This is a genomic window from Tannerella forsythia 92A2, assembly GCF_000238215.1.
GTDB classification, from domain to species: domain Bacteria; phylum Bacteroidota; class Bacteroidia; order Bacteroidales; family Tannerellaceae; genus Tannerella; species Tannerella forsythia.
Genome location: NC_016610.1, coordinates 360,332 through 379,486 on the forward strand (window position 1 = coordinate 360,332; position 19,155 = coordinate 379,486).

Below are 19,155 nucleotides of genomic sequence, written 5' to 3' on the forward strand. Positions count from 1 at the left end.
ATAAATATAGCGATACGCAAAACGTTTTTGATACGTATCTTTGACGCGCCGAAAGTAAGCGGTACAGGGCACAACCCCTACAACAAAACATATACGCGTAAATAAAACGAAATGAAACAGTTCTGTTTAATCCTTGCCGGCGTGTTGATGGTACTCGCGTGTTCGCACGAGAAAAAAGTGATCGAGAAAAAGAAAAGCCCGGAAACCATCATCGGAATGGAAAAAGATACATTGTCTATCGACCTCGACGATACGTCATTGCCCCACTATCCTACCCTAGCGGCATTCAGTTTGAATACGAACGATTATTTAATCGGTTATAACGATCAAACGCATGCTTTAGACGTTTTTGATTTTACAAACGGGGTTGTCCGCGATATAAAGCTCTACCGCGAAGGAAGACAAGCGGTTGCCGGCGAAATAAACGAATTATACGCTACTTCGTTGGATTCGATCTGGATTTTGGCGGACAAAACCGTTTACTTGTTCGACACGGCCGGCATCATACACGAAAAACACGAATTGACTGTCGACGAAGAAGAATACATCATCAATACATCGAATTATTCGAATGCTTCGATCAGATTATATTTCAACGCACACAGCCAATCGATGTATTATGTCACCCTTAAAATGGGAGACGAACCTATATTTTACATCAACGAAGCCAATTTACGGCAGGGGAAACACAAAAAAATAGTCCTTCCGTATACCGGCGCCGAGCAAGGCGTCGGACATCTGTACGGATGGATGCAACATCCCAACGTCACCTACCATTTTCCGCTGGTGATCTACAATTTTCCTTTTAACTCGAATGTGTACACCATCGACCTGCACAGCGGAATCGTGAAAACTTACGGAGCAGACAGCCGCTATACGCGTAATACGGCGTCGGAAACGCATTCGGCAACGATGGAAGACTGGTATCGGCATTTGATCGAAAACGTGCACTTCTACGAAGTCAATTACGACCTGTACAGGAAGCGTTATTACAGGCTTCATGTAAACGGAATCGATTTCACCACCGGAATGCCGATAGACAAGCAGTTTTTTAAGAAGCAACTATTTCTGACAGTCTTCGATCAGGACTTTAACGTAATAGATGAATTTCCGCTATCGAACGATACCTATAATCTGAATGGAGGATGGGGCATTTTTGAAAAAGGCTTTTTTATTATCAAAGACCATCCCAACGCGGAATCTCCCGATGATGACAAGATGAGATATGACGTTTTCCGTTTCGGATAAAAAAGAAAAAGCTGGAGAAAGAAGCGAATATATACCCTTATCGTCCAAGCGATGTTTGCGATAAATGAAGTCATTTCAAGGTATTAAAAAAACAAAAATCTGCCGTCGGCTATTTGGTGCTTTTCGTTATAACTTGTACGTTTGTAGAAAAATCAGATAAAAAAACAAAATACTATGAAAATGAAAGTTATATCCGACACATTGGTTGTTATTGTAAGTATAATAATATCCTTTACATTTTCTTGCTGTACACAGAGTGAAACAACTGAAAAACATTACAACGCAGGCGATCATGTTGTCAATGTACATGAACGGATCAAAGAAATTCATATCCCTGAAGAAGATGTTTTGATAAATACTCATTCATGGCCTTATATTATCGATAATTATTTGACTATTTGTGATTATCAATCGTACGAAAAACAACTTCTTTTTTTCGATAAGAACACGTATCGTTACATAACCGGTACGGCAGACAGGGGAATCGGACCCGGTGAAATTACACGAATCGGACATATCGTGTTTAATAAGGATAAGCGTTTGCTGTATGTTTCCGATCATGGGAAGAAGAAAATTTTCAGTTATCATCTCGACAGTATTATTCAAAACAAAAAATATAAACCTGAAACATGGCTAAGTATAAATGACTCCATTACTCCTGGCAATTATGTTTATATTAATGATACACTTTCTATAACAGATATAATGACAGCTATTGGTAATTTTGACTTTAAGCCTTCGGTAGCTCGATGGAACATGAAAACAAATGAAATCAAATTTATGCCCTATGAACATCCTGACATCAAGAAGAAACGATTTGATTTTGATGCATCTGAAGAACATAATCTTTATGTGGAAAGTTATACCAATCATGATTTAATGATCATTGCCGATCTCGACGGTAATTTGATTTGTAATACATACGGACCGGAATGGGGCAAAGACTATCCGAGGCCCAGAGGCTACCACACGAATGTATGGTTCTGTAGAGATAAAATTATAACCCTTTATACAGGAGATGATCGATTCGTCATAAACAAAAGAGAGATCAATCTTCCAACTAAATTTTTGATTTTCGATCTGAATGGGAACCACCTCAAAACATTGGAAACAGATTATCATATTGTCAGGTTTTGTTACGATAAAGACCATAACCGGATCATTATGTCGTTAGACGATGAGATTCAATTCGCATACCTCGATTTAGATGGACTGTTGGATTAAATAACATAATATTCACTTAAATCCTGAAACAGATGAGACAAAACGTATTTTTATGGTTCGTAATCATGGGTTTTTCCATGTTATCAAGTTGTCAAATTTCGCATGAGACCCCTCCCACTTCTTTTATGGGATTCAAAGATCAGATCGTTTATGTAAAAGAATTTCCTCAGACTTTTACCCTTTCGGACGAGACGGTTCCCGATATCGACATCATCGGTATACAGGATATTCAGATTTGCGATACGATGATTATTTTTTCCGGAAAAGGACAAAAGAATCTTTGGGCTTGTTATTCCTTACCCCGATACAATTATTTGGGTAGCCTGCTAACGAAAGGAAACGGTCCGAACGAATTTATTCAGGCTCCTTGGGTAAGTTCGGCTACTTTTTTCAACGAGCAGGAAGAATTGCATGCCGGCATCTACGACTTTCAAAGAGGGAGAGTGTTCAATGCCAATATAACACAAACGCTTAAGACCGGAAAACTCGACATGCGTCTTATGCGGGATTCATTGCCGCCTTTTCTGTTTAACTTCTTTATCATCGACTCCGCGCGCTATTTTTGCAAAGAAGCCAACCATCAGCAGACTCAGCAGACCAGATATCTTATCGAAGGAGATAAACAACTGCATCCGGCTGTTTTTGATTCATTGAATTGCATTAAACTTGAAGAAATGCAAGATATCAACATCTTGTCGACCATCACCAAATTCAATCCGGATCGCAACATCGTCATAGAAATGCCTGTCATACTAAATTATATCAACATGTATTCGCTCGACGGAACGTTTACCCGAACCCTCTGTATCGGCGATAAAGTGGATGATATTGAAGATATTCAGAACAAAAAGCTATGGGAACGAATCTATACGTTTAACGACATAGCCACTTTCCCTGATTTTTGGGGAGTTGTGTACATCAATGAAGATGCAAAGACCTATCAAACCGGCAGAAAAAAATTGCCCTGCATTTATTTGTTCGATTGGGAGGGTAAGCCTTTAGCCGAGCTAAAATTACAACATTTTATCACGACATTCGATATTGATCTCCGCAACCGTACGCTTTACACGTTCGATCTTGAGGATGAAGTCCTTCACAAATACGATATCAACGAGATACTGACAAAAATCGGGCAGTAAGCAGTTTGTAGACATATAGAGAAACAAAAAAATCATTTCATCTACGGAGTTGCCTGTAATCCCGAAGGAATATGGGTAGAGTATAAACTATAATTGTTTCTCTATATCTCTTTTTCGGAAATCGAATAAGAACATTTTATTCAACCCATTCAGCAATACGGCAAAAATGAGCGAGATATTTTTGTTTATATTAGGAAGGAAATGTAAGTTTGCAGTACTAAATATAAATAGGGTTTATTGAATAATACATTTCTCTGACCCAACCTTTGATTATTAAAATTTATGGCTAAATACATTAAAATAATTGCATTTTCATTTTTAATTGCCTTAATAGGCTCATATTGGATCGTATGTGATGTATCTAATAACACTGTCAATATTCCTTCAGATATTAAACTTATTATTGACAAATCCAAGAATAAAAATGAATTCTATAAAGTTATTCAGCACTATAAAAATGATTCTCTAAAATTGGCTGCTACATATTTTTTAATCAGAAATATGGATGATAAATACAGCATACTTCCATCGAATAAAGCAACCATATACAAAACTGCATTAGAAAATATTCCCCTTTTAAAAGAAGAAAACAATTGGGATCCAACGAAAAAATCAACCTTGGGAATATTAATGGATTCATTATCAAATATAGAGCCAGTCGGCTATAAAAAAGTCTATGATATGAATGTTATTACAGCTGAATTTCTTATTGAGAATATCGACCTCTCTTTTGAAGTTTGGGAAAATCCACCGATTTCTAAGTATTATGACTTTAATATTTTTTGTGAGTATGTGCTACCTTATAGATTTGCAAATGAACCCTTAAGTAATTGGAGAAAAAATGCTTATATAAAATTTAAACCAATACTATTAGACACATCACATATAACTAAAGATATAGCAATACAAGTGATAAAAAAATCTCATATTAATTATAATATAGGTATGGCTAAATATCCTTATCCTTTGACATTCGAAGAGATTGATCTGATAAAATGGGGGACATGTGAACATTTATCACAATATCAAACTTTAGCTTTCAGAAGTATTGGAATTCCTTCTACAACAGATTTTATTCCGGTATGGGCGAATAGAAGTCTTGGACATGAATGGTGCGTTTTCCTCAATAACGATCATTGCTTTGAAGACATTGGTATTGCTCATTCCGGAAAGAATGATCTGCTTTATAAATTCTCCAAAATATATAGAAAAGCTTTTTTCCACCATTGTACTCCCTCAGATTCAATTTTTTCTGATAATTATAAGAAAATAAACTATCTTCTTTATCAAGATGTCACAGATAAATACGGAAGGACAAGTGACCTTACATTTAATAATTTAGACACTAACAGTACTTACGCATTGTGCACTTTTAACAATCGCCAATGGATTCCTGTGTCTTATGGAAAAAAGAAGAACGGTAATATTTGTTTTCATAACATGGGACAAGGAAAATCTTATAAAGACTATCAGCTTTCATATACAAATGAAGGGAAGGGGGTTATATATATAATTGCCAAACTAAACAACAATGGGATGGAATTTATAGAAGTCCCTTTTATCCTCTATGAAGAAGGAAGGATGAAAAAATTAAAACCGGATTGTAACCAAAGACAAGCAGTGATATTAAATCGAAAATATCCTGAATACGAACACTTTTATGAGTACAAAAAGAACATGCTTGGAGCAACCATTGAAATCGCGAACGACTCTTTGTTTAAAGACAAGAAGACGATTTACAGATTTACAGGAAGAGTCCCTTCAGGGTCTCGTATAATAATCGATTTACCAGCTTTTTCGTCGCAATACATTAGATATAAAAATGCAGAAAACATATCGATTAACCTTAGTGGTATTCATTTATTCTATAATAAGAAAAAGCTAAAAAGTAAATTATACTCCCCTTCAGTAAGCATAGAATATTTAAATAATTTATCCGATGATGATATTTTAACTTATTGCACAATAAACAGCCCCCAAAATTACATTGACATAGATATGGGCGAGAAAACTTTTATCAATCAAATAGAGATTACATGTAGAACAGACGATAATGAAATTAATCACAATCAAATATATGAACTATATTATTTTGATCAGGCATGGATTTCATTAGGCGTCCAAAAAGCAAAACATTGCTTTCTCTTATATGAGCAAGTTCCATCAAATGCCTTATTCTTATTGAAAAATAAGACAAAAGGAGTTGAACAACGGATTTTTACAATTGAAAACGGTGAACAAATATGGTGGTAATAAAAAATCATTTAAACACAAAACCGACACAATAAATAAAAAATAAAACAACAATCAAGCCTTATTAGATTAAAGTATATATGCCTTCTATCCATATAAGCTATAGCTTTTTACTTCTACAAAAGACAAGAAAAAAGGAATTGCAAATGATAAAGCAAAAATATGATATTTCTTTTACATTCAACAAATAGCTTAAACAAAGGAGTGTGTTAAAAAAAGAAAAAAAAACAAACAAAAGACTTGGATGTATCAAAAATAGGCTATATGTTTGCAGAACAGATTATAAAAAAAATAATATTTATGAAGAAAAAAATTTTAGGAGGCCTATTTGCCTTCGCAGTGATGGTAGCTACAAGCTACGGAGTGAACCGGAGTATGGAGAATGATGCCGATCTTTCAGATATGGCATTGAGTAATGTAGAGGCTCTGGCACTAGGAGAACAAGGAGAAAATGACCCATTTCCTCCTATAAATCCTATGTGTCCTAATGGATGCTTAGCAAATGGAAGTGGATGCTTGTGCCATATTTGGCATAAAGACTTAAAAGAAGCAGGAAAAAATTGATTGATGACCAACCGCTGCCTTGATCAGGCAACGGTTGGCTTTTTTGGGGAAGGGGGGGAATTATTTTATTTATTACAAAAGTAATACAAATTAAAATGACATGATGAAAAGAAAGAGAAAAAAAATTGATCGTTTAATTTTTACTGTTATCATTTTTGTTTTCTTTATTAGATGTACTTATAACAGTACAACTGAAAAACACTACAACTACCGTGATCATATCGTAAATGTACATGATCGGGTCAAAGAAATTTACATCCCTGAAGAAGATATACTCATCGGTTCTGTGACTCGATTGTATTCCTCTGACAAATACCTGATCATAGTAGATCATAAGTCTGACATGGAACAGGTTTTACTGTTCGACAAGCAAACATACAAATACTTGACGAGTACGGCCTTTCGTGGACAGGGACCGGGAGAAATTGCAAACATCGGACATATCGGTATCAATGAAAAGAATCGGAAGATTTATGTTTCCGATCACGGCAAACAAAAAATCTTCGGATACGATCTCGACAGCATCTTCCAAAATCCGGACTATATGCCGTTTGTTAAATTAAATATGAATAAAACACAATTCCCAGACAGCTATCAATATATCAATGATACGCTTTGCTATGCAAGGATTATCGTCCCTACGGGAGATTACAGCTTCAATGAGTTTGCTGCAAAATGGAACATGCTGACAGGAGAAATGAAACCGATGAACTATTCCCATCCCAAAGTGGAGAAAAGACGCATTACATTAGACGTATCGATTGAGGATAATCTCTATGCAGAAGCTTTTCATAATCGCGACTTGATAACGGTCTTAGATTTGGACGGCAATTTGAAGTTCAATATCTATGGGAATAATTGGAGAAGCCGGGAGGAAAACGAACTTCAACATTATGGAAATGTCATTTTATGCAAAAATAGAATTATCGCCTCATATTCAGGTGGAGACAGACTTACCGACGAATATTTCCCAACAAAACTTATCGTATTCGACAGGGAGGGCAACCACCTCAAAACATTGGAAACAAATTATCGCATATCCGACATGTGTTACGATAAAGACCATAACCGGATCATCATGTCGTTAGACGATGAGATTCAGTTTGCATACCTCGATTTAGATGGATTATTAGATTAAGCAATTCAACAAAAAGATAATTAATTTGAATACCATGATCCGAATAAGAACCTACATCTTTCAAATAACTCAACTTTTTATCTTTTCCTTCTTTATTTTGAATCTCCCCTCCTGCCAAGAAAACACTCAGAAAAAAGAGATTATGGAGATGGTTAAATCATGGCAAGAAAAAGAAATTATTTTTCCAGAAGAACTTATTTTTACGAAATATGGAAAAGACACAGTCAAGTATAACATACCGGTTTCGGATTATAAAATTATCATGTATGTCGATTCTGTTGGTTGTACGGAATGTAAACTTCAATTACATAAATGGAAAGAATTTATTACTGAAGTTGATTCTTTAACAAATGGTGCAGTTCCAGTATTATTCTTTTTTTATCCTAAAGATCTGCGTGAAATCTCATTCTTGTTGAGACGAGATAGCATCCATATCCCGGTCTGCATCGATAAGCAGAATAGAATGAACCGGATCAATCACTTCCCTTCTCATCAGATGTATCAATGCTTTCTGGTAGACAAAGAAAATAAAGTAATCTGTATCGGCAACCCGGTCCATAACCGGAAGATCAGAGATATCTATCTGTCTACCATTTCAAACGGTAAGTATAATCCCTCTGTTCAACCGTCGGGAATAACCCGAATAGAAGCCGACAAAACGGAGTTCGATCTGGGTTCTTTAAAAGAAGGTGACAGCCGTAAAATCTGCGTTACGATACGTAATATCGGGAAATTACCGCTTATTATACATGACGCAAGAACATCATGCGGATGCGTACATATTGACTATATTAAGCGACCTGTTGTTTCCGGTAACACCACCGAAATTAATCTTACCTATCATGCCAATAAGAAGGGGCCTATTCATAAAACAGTCTCTATCTACGGCAATATGGACACTTCGCCATTAACAATAAACTTAAAAGGGGAGGTTGTTATTGCAGAAAAGAATAAATGAGAAATAAACGACAACAGTTTCGTAAAGCAGCAAATATAGTTCTAAATGTATTTAATAGTATATCAGTCATTATCATTGGCTTTCTGCTCATGCGTGTGTTTGTCTTCGGGTCGTATCACATACCGACCGACTCGATGACCCCCTCCATTATCCCCGGAGACTATGTCATAGTCAATAAACCGGCTTACGGAGCGCGCCTCTTCGATCTTTTCGATGCCCTCGAAGGGAAAAAAGTAAAAATCAGACGCACTCCCGGATACACTCATGTCAAACATAACGATGTAGTTGTTTTTCATATCCCCCACCCTCACGGATGGGACAAAATCGAGATGGATATGTTTAAATGTTACATCAAACGCTGCATCGGATTGCCGGGCGATACGTTGCGTATCGTGAACGGTTTCTACCGCATGAACTCCGATACGGTCCGACATTACGGTAATCTCGCCGCAGAACAAAAACTAAGTCGGACGACACGGCAGGAAATACCCAAAGGCATTTATGATACTTTTCCGGGAGATTCCGTATTGGGATGGAATATCAAAAATTTCGGTCCTCTATACATTCCCCGCAAAGGCGACCGTATCCGATTAGGCAGAACAGAAGCGCTTGTCTATCGGAAAATCATCGAATGGGAGACCGATCGCACGCTACGTATCGAAAAGGATACATTGCGCGACGGAAACACCCCGATTACATCCTACACATTTACACACAATTATTATTTTATGGGTGGTGACAAGGTTGAAAACTCACAAGATTCACGTTACTGGGGACTGCTCCCCGACGAGCTGATCATCGGCAAAGCATCGTTTATCTGGAAATCCGTCGATCCTTATTCTCATCAAATCAGATGGAAACGTTTTATGAAAATCATAAATTGATGTCGCCCATTTTGAAATAATCTACCATGTGACGATCCCATAAATTTATCTTCGTGATTTTTTCATTCAAGTACGATGCCCTTAACGGTAAATTTAAGAGAAGGATACGGTCTTTGAATAATGATACAACAGTGTTAAAACTGTTAATAATACAAAAAAAAAACAACCCGTTGTTTGGATATATCAAAAAGACACTGTATGTTTGTAAAACACATTTTAAAATCAAAATATGATGAAAACAAAAATTCTAAGAGGGGTCTTTGCCCTCGCAGTGACGGTAGCTGCAGGCTACGGAGTGAACCAGAGCATGCAGAAAGACACCGATCTTTCGGAGATGGCGCTAAGTAATGTGGAGGCCTTGGGGCAATATCTGGAAGACGGGTGTGATGGATGTCACATACCCAACTATGGACGAGTCCCCCGAACAGAATCCTGCAAGTTGGAATTAGGTGGAGGATATTTTACTGCAAGTGTTCGTAGAGTATGTGATATAACACCTAATAGTGCTTCTACATGTACCCCTGTTGAATGTGGAGGATATTTTTAAATGAATATCCACATGTACATAGGGCTAATAGCATCTTATTACTTTGTCACAACAATTTACATCTGATTGTCGATTGATTATCAATGGATATAGGGGCTAATCCCCCCCCGGGGAGAAACAAAGAAAGGATAATGTAAACCGATTAGGGGAATGTATGAATATGGATTTCATTTAACTTTTTTATGAATGTCCGTATATATGCCTAAAATTAATTATATATTGCTAATCTACAGAAATTTATTTCTTACTCCAATCCATGCATCCAAATTATTGTTATTAAATAGTTTAATGGAGTTTTTAGGTACAAACACGGATATTCATTAACTTTTTTATTATAGTACCATGCGCACAGTCCGCCATTTATTGATATTCTCAATAATTTTTCTTTCATATAGTTGCAGTCAAAATAATCAAACAAAACAGAAGGAAGGTATTTCATCAATAAAAGAAATTGAAATTAATGAAGTTACAAAGGAAGAAATACCGGATATCATGATATTGAATTCATTTATCCCGCTATCAAACAAAATCCCTTTAGCTCCGATTAAAAGAGTTCTTATCTATAAAGAACGAATCTATATTTTGGATGATCAACCTAAGATTGTTTGTTTTAATATGAAAGGAGATATCTTATTTAAAATTGACTGTAAAGGTGCAGGTCCAACCGAATATCTAAGTATAAAAGATTTTGCAATAGATGATAAATCAGAGAGAATTGTTACATTGGATCATGAAAAAAGAAAGCTTTTTTTTTATGATTTAAATACAGGGAAACATCTATCAAATATCTCTACCATGCATATGGCCCCAACCGAAATGGGAGTCATTCATGGTTGCTTCTTTTTCAAAAATATAGATAGACGGTTCGACATACAAAAAAAGCAGATGTTTTACTTGCTATATTCTAAAAATGGTAAGCAAATTGATAAAATGTTCTTACCTCATGACGCTGTTGCAGACTTTAATTTCGATCTCAATTCTTTTTTTTATAACGATAATAGCTTGTTGTTTATAAAACCTTTTGATAACATTGTATACCTTTTGGCTAAGGAGCGAATTACTCCTATATTTAAAATATCCCTTCCCAATCCCTTACCTATAGAAAAAATTGAAGAGAAAATAAAACATACAGAAATGCCAACTTCCGGCTATGCCTATGGAATAGACAACATTTATACCACGGAAAGCATGCTTCATTTTACGTTTACGAAAGACGGTTATATTGTCAGTGTCTTTTTCGATCTAATAACAGAAAGGCTTTTATACAGCGGTATTCGGGTCTTGGGAAACAGCAGGAAACAACTTCCTTTTTATTCTTTGATAGATGGTGTTTACAAAGGAAAATTTTATGCTCTTGTATCTGCATCTTCCATTGTTGAGAGAAAAACAGTGCAGGCAGAACCATTTATTAATAATGAGTTATTGAAAACCAAAGAAGATGATAATCCCATATTGGCATTTTTTACTTTTAAGTAAATCAAATTGCAACTTGTATTAATTGATAATTCGGGTTTGCCGAATAATACATTTTACCAACCAAACTGTTGATTATTAAAATTTATGACCAAACACCACTAGTGTCCACTAAAAATTATCGGACAGGTTAAAAATTAAAATTATCAAACAAACTAAGTCCATCAAGACCACTTTGATCTTTGACATTATTGAATTTAGATTGACTGAAGAGATCAACCCAATGAGACTTGTCGGTAAGTGAAATGCTAAGGATCTGAAGTACCTCATATATGCTTCTTTCAAGTTGCATGTCGTGCTGAAGGACAGCAACAAGACAGTACGATATGATGGCGCAATAGACCTGGATTCGTACTGCATTTTCTGACGTTCCCCAAAACTTTTTTATCTTCAGATGTTGCTTGAGCCATTTGAAAAATAACTCGACCTGCCATCTGTTTTTATAAAGTAGGGCAACTTGAAGAGCGGTCAAATCAAAAGCATTTGTAAGGAAAACGAATTGGCGATTCTGTTCTTCATCCCAATACTCAACCTTACGGATTTTGATTGGATAGTCCTTTGAGGATTTATAAACAGTCAATATCCCTTCTGAGTCGGAAAGGACATTCTTAGGCATTCGCCTTTTCCATTTGATAGACTTGAATTGAAGACTTTTCTTCGCTCTCACAACAAAGGAAGCATCAGCCATATCAATCTTATACAAATCCTTGAAGCTGTTATAGCCTCTATCGAAAATGTAATAAGAACCTGATTCATAAGGAATCTCACACATCGCCCTGCTGTCATGTACCGAGGCATTGGTGATATGGAAAAATGTCGGCACCTGAGTTTCTATATCGTATAGGGGGTGTATCTTGATACCACCTTTATGCTTACGGAATTTAGCCCACCAGAACACATCTAGACATAAATCTATCGTTGTAGAATCAAACGCATAGACGTGTTGCCACCAAGATTGAATATATTCGTCTTTCGTTTTGTTCTAGCTTGCTCGACCATGTAGTATGCGAAGTCTTCAAAGATATGGTAATCTCTGTTTTCATTAGCTTTCGAAAGATTGCTACGAGTAACGGATTTACCCAATCCAAGATGGTACCACTTCTCTTGATGTGCTTGCAATGCAACTATGAGGTCTCGAAGACCTTCACGATTACAAAGCTGGCCAAACATCATAGCGAGGAGTTGATTCCAACAGGTGAAGGACTTGACGTATTTGTCGACTTGATACTTGGCAACAATACGATTAAACTTACTTCTATCCAAGAAGGATGTAAGTTGAGTGAATACATACTTATCTTTAAACATATCATAAGATATGAAAAAAGATTGTGCTCCTTGCCAATTCAAGTCCGTTCTCTCGGATTTTCTCTACAATTATCTAAATATCAATAATCTAAAAGAACGCTTAGCGATTTTTAGTGGACAATAATGACTTTACCTGTTTAAATAAAGGGTATTGTTAAACACATATAGCCGGCTCGTTGTTTAGTTTTAGAAAAAGTAATTTTAGGGATTTTTCTATCATATGTTTTGCCTTACTATAACACTTCTCTTTTCGTTTGAACCTTGCTAAATAATGCCTTATTCTGCTATTATAACCTTCGACCGTATAAGTTTCTGCCTTCGTTTGAATGTGTTTTACATTAGGAAGAAATTCCTTATAGCTCTTCCAATAGTCAGAATAATACACAGATGCAGGAATGTTTTTTATCTTCTTCCAAAGCTTCATCCCTGTATCTGTGCTTCTGTCCCCACAGACAAAAGAGATAAATCGTTTTCCAAATCGATCAACAGCAATCCATACCCAACAGTAGTTTTTTTTGAACCTATATATGTGTGCATCTCATCTAATTCAACAACTGAAACAGGTCCCTCTTTTTGTGGTAAAGCCACCCTTTCACCCCATTCTTTTACCCAATAGTAAACAATTGTATGACTTATTTTCAATATGCGTCCGATTGCTCTAAAACCTAAGCCCTCCAAGTACATCTCCAAAGCTAATCTACGAGTAGCAGCTGATTTTGTATTAGATTTCTGTTGAACAGTATAACGATAATGACAATCTTTACAATAATGGCGCTGACGACCACCGACAATGCCATCTTTACGATGATTTATGCTTCCACATCTTGGACAATCCATAATTTTTTTTCAGCAAAGATAATAGTACTATATAAATTTAACAATACCAAATAAAGATATGTTCGAAGAAGTGGATTCATTGCTTTATGAATATCGTCATCTTACGCATTCTCAGTTTTGGGGCACTAAAATTCCTATTTTAACAGCATCAACACTGGAGTATCTTCGTCATAGCTTGTGCGAACATCGATGCTGGTACAATTCATTGTTGTTCTCTTCCTTAGGCATGGCTGTTACGATCGATTTTGTTCCAGCTTGGGGAAATCGAAATAATAATCATTCATGGAATGTGCTTATCAAAGACGGAAAATCGTACGCATTTGAAGCATTCTGGGATCAGGATAGATGGAAATACAAGCGTATTTATAATAATCAAACATTCGATCATCTATGGGGAGAATTCAGATTACCCAAAGTTTACCGTCATACCTTTAAGAATAACATAGAAGGCCCCATAGCTGATAAACGAATTAATCCGGATAACATCCCCCCATTGTTTAAAAATATCAAAATAAAAGATGTCTCATCAGAATATTTTGAAACATCTGATGTAACACTATCCTTAAAATCGACACCTTCTAAAACATACTATGCATATCTCTGCGTATTCGGATACCAACAATGGCATCCCGTACAGTGGGGTAAGATAAAAAACAACAAAGTTTCTTTTAAAGGAATGGGGAAAGATATTATTTATCTTCCTGCATATTATGAAAATGGAAAGCTGATACCCGCAGGAGAACCTTTTCTTTTAGATTCAAAAGGAGTAGTGACTTGTTTGAAAGGAAACAAACAACAAATTTCAATCTTTATTAATCATGTGGAAGGTGCTCCGGTTTATAATTGGGATTTAAAGAATATTCAATTGTTGGCAGGATTAAAAATTCACGGTTATTCTTCTAAAACTCATCGAATCGATAACCTTCTTACTCTATCAGACATAATACCATTAAAATCTGTTATATATCCTATATATTCCAATATATTGTATGACCGGATAACGGCAACATTTCGTTCAGATACAATAGCCGTTTCGGAAATAACATTCTACGATAACCAAAATAGGATTGTGATTCCAGATTCTATCGAATCGAATATAATCCTATTCAATCAAGAAGACAGTCTTCTCTTCGTTTCAGACAGAATAATAGCATCTGGCATAAAAGGAATAAATAAAGATAGATATATTAAGTTTTATTTTAATCAACCTATAGATATTTCATCAATAAAAATTGCTCCCTATATTCAGAGTAGAGTAAAGAATAACGGTTATTTTAAACTATATTATTGGGATAATGGATGGAAAGAAATAGGAAATCAAGATACAAAATACAATTTCCTAACATTCAAACACGTTCCAGATAACCATTTATATATGTTAAGAAATCAGCGATGGGCTAAACAAAAAATCAATACTGCTGAAAGAATATTCTTATACAAAGACGGAGAAATAATTTGGTACTAAAAGAAAGCATCCTAATCCATACATTTATAATGTAAGTTCGTTTTTTTAAGCACCACAAATGTTTTAAGCTGCCTTTCAGACGAAAATAAATCAAACAAATAGACAATACGATTTCCGTTTACAGCAACAGCAGCATTGTTCCACCAAGAGCAAACCCAAAAGAAGTGCAAAAGTATCAACAAACAAAAATACAAGAAACAAATTATTAATAATGAATATCCGTATATTTGCCCAGAAATAATTATCTTTGCAAAAAAAAATAAGGCAATGACACTGATCGATTTTTTATCTCACTTTCCAGACGAAGAAAGCTGCAAGCAAAAGTTTAAGGCATATCGCGACCAAGTAGGAGTTGTTTGTTCCAAATGCGGAGGCACGGATCATTATTGGAAAAAAGACAAGGAGCAATATGAATGCAAACACTGCAAAACGCGCACCACGCTAAAAAGTGGAACGGTAATGCATAAATCGAAACTTCCTTTTCGTTATTGGTTTATAGCCATGCATCTGCTCACGTCAACGAAAAAGACATTTTCGGCCAAAGAAATCCAACGTCAATTGGGACATAATCGTTATCATCCTATTTGGCATATGGTTCACAAACTTCGCGAGGCCATGGGTAAAAGAGATGATGAATATGTCCTTGCAGGTTGTATAGAATTGGATGAGGGTTATTTTTCCACAGAGATGAGTCAAGAGGAAAAAGATAAACCCTTGAAGCGTGGACGTGGCAGTCAAAAGAAAAGCAAAGTTTTAGTAATGGCAGAAAGTGAAATGGTTGAATTTCCGAAAACCGGTCAAAAACCACGAAGAGTCGGCTATTTGAAAATGAAAGTAATCGATGACTTGAAAAAAGAGACCATTAATGCAGCGGTTCAGCAGTTAGCTTCCGGAGCTAATCAAATCGACACGGATCATTCTACCTCTTATGTGGAATTGAAAGACTTTGTACCTAGACACAACTCTCAGGTGATTCCCAAAGAGAAGGTGGGGGAAGCCTTGCCTTGGGTTCATATCGCCATCAGCAATGCCAAGAGACAGTTGATAAATACGTTCCATGACATCAAGCCCGAATTCTTACAAAATTATCTCGATGAATTCTGTTATAAGTTTAATCGAAGATACTGGGGAGAAGCCCTCTTTGGAAGATTGCTCGTAGCTTGCGTAACCTATAAAAATGAGTTTAGGTATAAATACGGATAATCATATTTTATTTTCATGTAGGAGATATTCAGTCAGTACCACAAACGAAATAGGCAGCATTGCCATATCAGAGACAGATGATATATCGTTAATTGACTTTAATTCTCTTTTTAGCCTTTCTCATATCATTACATTAGAGACAAAAGAAAACTCTCTGATTAAAGATTTAACAAAAATCGGTCTGTATAAGGAATATATTTATATTTTAGACAAAGATCAAAAAAAAATATTTGTCTTTGACAACAAAGGTCATTTTATCAGAGAATACTTTCATTTCGGACAATCGAAAGGAGAATATATAAGTATTGATGATTTTGAAATAAAAGATGAGAATCTGTTTATTTATGATGGTTTAAAAGGTTATATTTATATTTATGATTTAATATCTGACATTTTTATTCGAAAGATTGAGGTTTTAAAAGGATCAGGTATTAAAATATGGGATAACAATAGGTTTGCAATCAATTCAGGCTTTGGCTCTGCCAATCCAAAAGAAAATAAACAAAACTTCAGCTATACATTCTACGACTCTGAAAGACCTGTTCTTTTTGATATTCCTTATAATGAAAACCTAATGGGTTATTCTCAAAGATTCGATTATGGAGCAAATTATTTCTATTGTTACCAAGATACCACATTTGCTCTTTTTCTATTAAATGATACAATTTATTATCTGAATGATAATGGCTCATTATCGCCCTATCTTCATCTTAATTTTGGAGTTGACAGACCTTCGGTAAAAGATAGCAGAGAGACTATAAATACTTATTTCAAAGAAAAATCACCTTCGTCTGTCTTCTCATTTTATAAATTTTATAATCAAATATTATTTTCATATTTTTTTGATCATAAAAGAAAATATATCATCATAGATTTGTCTTCTAACAATAAAGTCCTTTTTAATGGAATCTTAAGAGACAAAGAAAATAAACTTCCTCTTAGAATTACTCCATATTCTCAATTTAATTATAATTTGGAAGCTGAAAATCAACTACTCAGTATTATCTGGCCTTTCGAATTCAAGAAAAGCAAAGAAAATGAACATTTATTCAAGGAAGAGATAAACAAAGAAGGAAATCCATATCTTATATATTATAATTATCTGAGAAAAACAAAGTGAGTCTATTATAATTTTGGATTTAAAAAAAACAACAGTAAATAATATATTTTCCATAGTAGATACGTTAGCTTTTATCTTTATACTGATGATAATGCTGACATACGACTATCGTTCGTCTCTTGCCCCCGAATCGCTTTTGACGATGATTCAGATGGGAATCTTATGGGGCTTATGCAGGCTTTGCTTTTTCTTTTTCCCTGCTTTATCAAAAGGGGCTATCTATGGTATTTTAATCGTCGGTTTTGTCGAGGCAATCATCGGGTTAGGTCAGCTATACGGATTCTTCCCTTCCGGGCATCAGTTGTTTAAGACTACCGGAACATTTCTCAATCCCGGCCCGTATGGTGGATTTATTGCATTGATGTTTCCTTTGACTTTCCACTACTGGCTTTATTTCAGGAAAAGAAAGAAGATTCTCCGATATGTGTTTCTCTTCGTCGGCATGGTTTGTCTGTTGGTTTTTCCGGCTACCTTAAGTCGTACCGCATGGGGTGCGGCCGCTATCGGCTGTATGCTCGTTGTGATATATGAGACCGGAATAACAGACAAGTTGAAAGACTTATATCAAAAATACCGGAGAAGAGCCGTCTTATGCATCGCATTGTTTTGCTTGTTATCCGGCGGAGTCATCTATGGCATCTATCAATTTAAAAAAGATTCTGCCAACGGACGATTATTTATATGGAAAATAACGGCCTTAGCTATCCAAAATACCTCATTGAAAGGTGTTGGTCTCGGTGGATTTCCTGCAGCGTATGCCCAATCGCAGATGAATTATTTTAAAGAAAGAGAAGCTTCCGCAATAGAAAAACATGTTGCCGGAAGCCCTGAATATGCGTTTAATGAATACCTGCGTATTTTTCTTGAGCAAGGAATAGCAGGCGGTATTTTGTTTCTTTTCCTCACAGGGCTGATTATTTATCATGGAATAAAAAACAAACATACAGGAGCTGCCGGAAGTTTTCTAAGCCTGTCTGTTTTTGCAATCGCATCATATCCCTATTATTTGTGGGAGTTTTTGGTGGTATGGGTACTGCTTGCAACAATTTGTATCTCTCAAACAGAGTTTTCTTTATCGAAGTTTTCTAAAAACCGCCAAATTTTTATTTTTACTTCCTTTGCTGTATTTATTCTGGTCGCCGGCTTATCGATTTGTATAATACAATGGCTTTCTTATCATCGGGCAAGTAAGGAATGGGAAAAGATACGTCCCTTTTATACGATGAAGGCATACAAGAACATAATAGACCAATATGCCCGTCTGTATCCGCAGTTGAATCATGATCCGAAATTCGTTTTCGAGTATGCAATGATGCTTAATGCTGAAAAACGGTATGAACAGGCCGACAGTATTTTGTTACGCGGGCTCCGGATAAACTGTGACCCGATGTTTTACAATGTCAAAGGACGTAATTATCACGAAATGGGAGCCTATCGCAAGGCGGAAGCATGCTATATGAATGCGATCTGTCTACTGCCCGAAAGGATTTATCCGTACTATTTGCTCACAAAGTTGTATGCCGATTCTGCTGCCGGTTATCCGGCTGAAAAAATGCAATGGGCTGCATCGATTGTTTTAAAGAAAGAAGCCAAAGTACACTCAACGGCCATTGACGAGATGCGTGACGAAGTCGAAAAAATACTAAAAGAGAAAAATGCGACCGATGATAAAAAAAACTAAACGACAACAGCTCGGAAGAGTGCTAAATATCGCCCTGAACGTATTCAACGGCATCTCGATGATCATCATCGGATTCCTCCTCATGCGTGTGTTTGTCTTCGGGTCGTAGCACATAC

General features: G+C 35.9%; 17 protein-coding genes and 1 pseudogene. 15 read left to right on the top strand and 3 right to left on the bottom strand.

Annotation, left to right across the window (positions count from 1 at the left end; translation table 11 throughout):
• The first annotated feature begins 111 nt into the window (after positions 1-111).
• From BFO_RS01530 to BFO_RS01575, 10 genes are all read left to right on the top strand, one after another.
• Positions 112-1,248: a DUF4221 family protein gene (locus BFO_RS01530; protein ID WP_014223801.1), complete on the top strand. Its 1,137-nt coding sequence runs from the start codon at positions 112-114 to the stop codon at positions 1,246-1,248.
• A 174-nt stretch (positions 1,249-1,422) separates the two neighbouring features.
• Positions 1,423-2,472 carry a 6-bladed beta-propeller gene (locus BFO_RS01535; RefSeq protein ID WP_014223802.1) on the top strand — a complete coding sequence of 350 codons (1,050 nt, stop codon included), beginning with the start codon at positions 1,423-1,425 and terminating at the stop codon, positions 2,470-2,472.
• A gap of 125 nt (positions 2,473-2,597) precedes the next feature.
• Complete coding sequence (locus tag BFO_RS01540; RefSeq protein WP_041590557.1) at positions 2,598-3,611, top strand: BF3164 family lipoprotein; 1,014 nt, start codon at positions 2,598-2,600, stop codon at positions 3,609-3,611.
• Between the two features lie 282 nt (positions 3,612-3,893).
• The gene (locus tag BFO_RS01545) at positions 3,894-5,864 is read left to right on the top strand and encodes a hypothetical protein (protein WP_014223804.1); all 1,971 of its coding nucleotides are present in this window, start codon (positions 3,894-3,896) and stop codon (positions 5,862-5,864) included.
• Positions 5,865-6,104: 240 nt separating this feature from the next.
• On the top strand, positions 6,105-6,428 hold the full coding sequence (locus tag BFO_RS01550) for an NVEALA domain-containing protein (RefSeq protein ID WP_014223806.1): 324 nt from the start codon (positions 6,105-6,107) through the stop codon (positions 6,426-6,428).
• A 103-nt stretch (positions 6,429-6,531) separates the two neighbouring features.
• Positions 6,532-7,566 (top strand): 6-bladed beta-propeller, encoded by a 1,035-nt coding sequence (locus tag BFO_RS01555; RefSeq protein ID WP_141728729.1) that lies wholly within the window; start codon positions 6,532-6,534, stop codon positions 7,564-7,566.
• A gap of 142 nt (positions 7,567-7,708) precedes the next feature.
• Positions 7,709-8,524 (top strand): DUF1573 domain-containing protein, encoded by an 816-nt coding sequence (locus tag BFO_RS01560; protein WP_014223808.1) that lies wholly within the window; start codon positions 7,709-7,711, stop codon positions 8,522-8,524.
• Positions 8,521-9,408, top strand: a complete 888-nt coding sequence (gene lepB, locus BFO_RS01565; RefSeq protein WP_014223809.1) for a signal peptidase I — start codon at positions 8,521-8,523, stop codon at positions 9,406-9,408. The genes BFO_RS01560 and lepB overlap by 4 nt, the downstream gene beginning before the upstream one ends.
• 232 nt (positions 9,409-9,640) lie before the next feature.
• Complete coding sequence (locus tag BFO_RS01570) at positions 9,641-9,955, top strand: NVEALA domain-containing protein (protein WP_080561836.1); 315 nt, start codon at positions 9,641-9,643, stop codon at positions 9,953-9,955.
• Between the two features lie 342 nt (positions 9,956-10,297).
• Positions 10,298-11,431, top strand: coding sequence for a 6-bladed beta-propeller (locus BFO_RS01575; protein ID WP_014223811.1), 1,134 nt, complete (start codon positions 10,298-10,300; stop codon positions 11,429-11,431).
• 339 nt (positions 11,432-11,770) lie between these two features.
• Here BFO_RS01575 and BFO_RS16745 read toward each other — a convergent pair.
• The 3 genes and pseudogenes from BFO_RS16745 to BFO_RS14730 form a co-directional block, all read right to left on the bottom strand.
• Positions 11,771-12,326, bottom strand: a pseudogene (locus tag BFO_RS16745) (IS4 family transposase); the annotation flags it as partial.
• A gap of 14 nt (positions 12,327-12,340) precedes the next feature.
• Positions 12,341-12,733 (bottom strand): DUF4372 domain-containing protein, encoded by a 393-nt coding sequence (locus BFO_RS16750; protein ID WP_244262936.1) that lies wholly within the window; start codon positions 12,731-12,733, stop codon positions 12,341-12,343.
• Positions 12,734-12,887: 154 nt separating this feature from the next.
• Positions 12,888-13,570 (bottom strand): IS1 family transposase gene (locus BFO_RS14730; protein ID WP_394329993.1). Its coding sequence is split into 2 segments (ribosomal slippage): positions 12,888-13,210 and positions 13,210-13,570, totalling 684 coding nucleotides; the frame shifts between segments, so codons are not numbered across the junction.
• Between the two features lie 58 nt (positions 13,571-13,628).
• Between BFO_RS14730 and BFO_RS01595 the strand changes: the two genes are divergently transcribed.
• From BFO_RS01595 to BFO_RS16350, 5 genes are all read left to right on the top strand, one after another.
• Positions 13,629-15,035, top strand: coding sequence for a hypothetical protein (locus tag BFO_RS01595; protein ID WP_014223814.1), 1,407 nt, complete (start codon positions 13,629-13,631; stop codon positions 15,033-15,035).
• 267 nt (positions 15,036-15,302) lie between these two features.
• Positions 15,303-16,238: an IS1595-like element ISTfo1 family transposase gene (locus BFO_RS01600; protein ID WP_041590537.1), complete on the top strand. Its 936-nt coding sequence runs from the start codon at positions 15,303-15,305 to the stop codon at positions 16,236-16,238.
• Positions 16,213-17,358 (top strand): 6-bladed beta-propeller, encoded by a 1,146-nt coding sequence (locus BFO_RS01605; protein ID WP_014223816.1) that lies wholly within the window; start codon positions 16,213-16,215, stop codon positions 17,356-17,358. Before BFO_RS01600 ends, BFO_RS01605 begins: the two co-directional genes overlap by 26 nt.
• Before the next feature lie 85 nt (positions 17,359-17,443).
• Positions 17,444-19,039: an O-antigen ligase family protein gene (locus BFO_RS01610; RefSeq protein ID WP_157755268.1), complete on the top strand. Its 1,596-nt coding sequence runs from the start codon at positions 17,444-17,446 to the stop codon at positions 19,037-19,039.
• Positions 19,023-19,148, top strand: coding sequence for a hypothetical protein (locus tag BFO_RS16350; protein WP_262508938.1), 126 nt, complete (start codon positions 19,023-19,025; stop codon positions 19,146-19,148). Before BFO_RS01610 ends, BFO_RS16350 begins: the two co-directional genes overlap by 17 nt.
• Positions 19,149-19,155 lie beyond the last annotated feature (7 nt).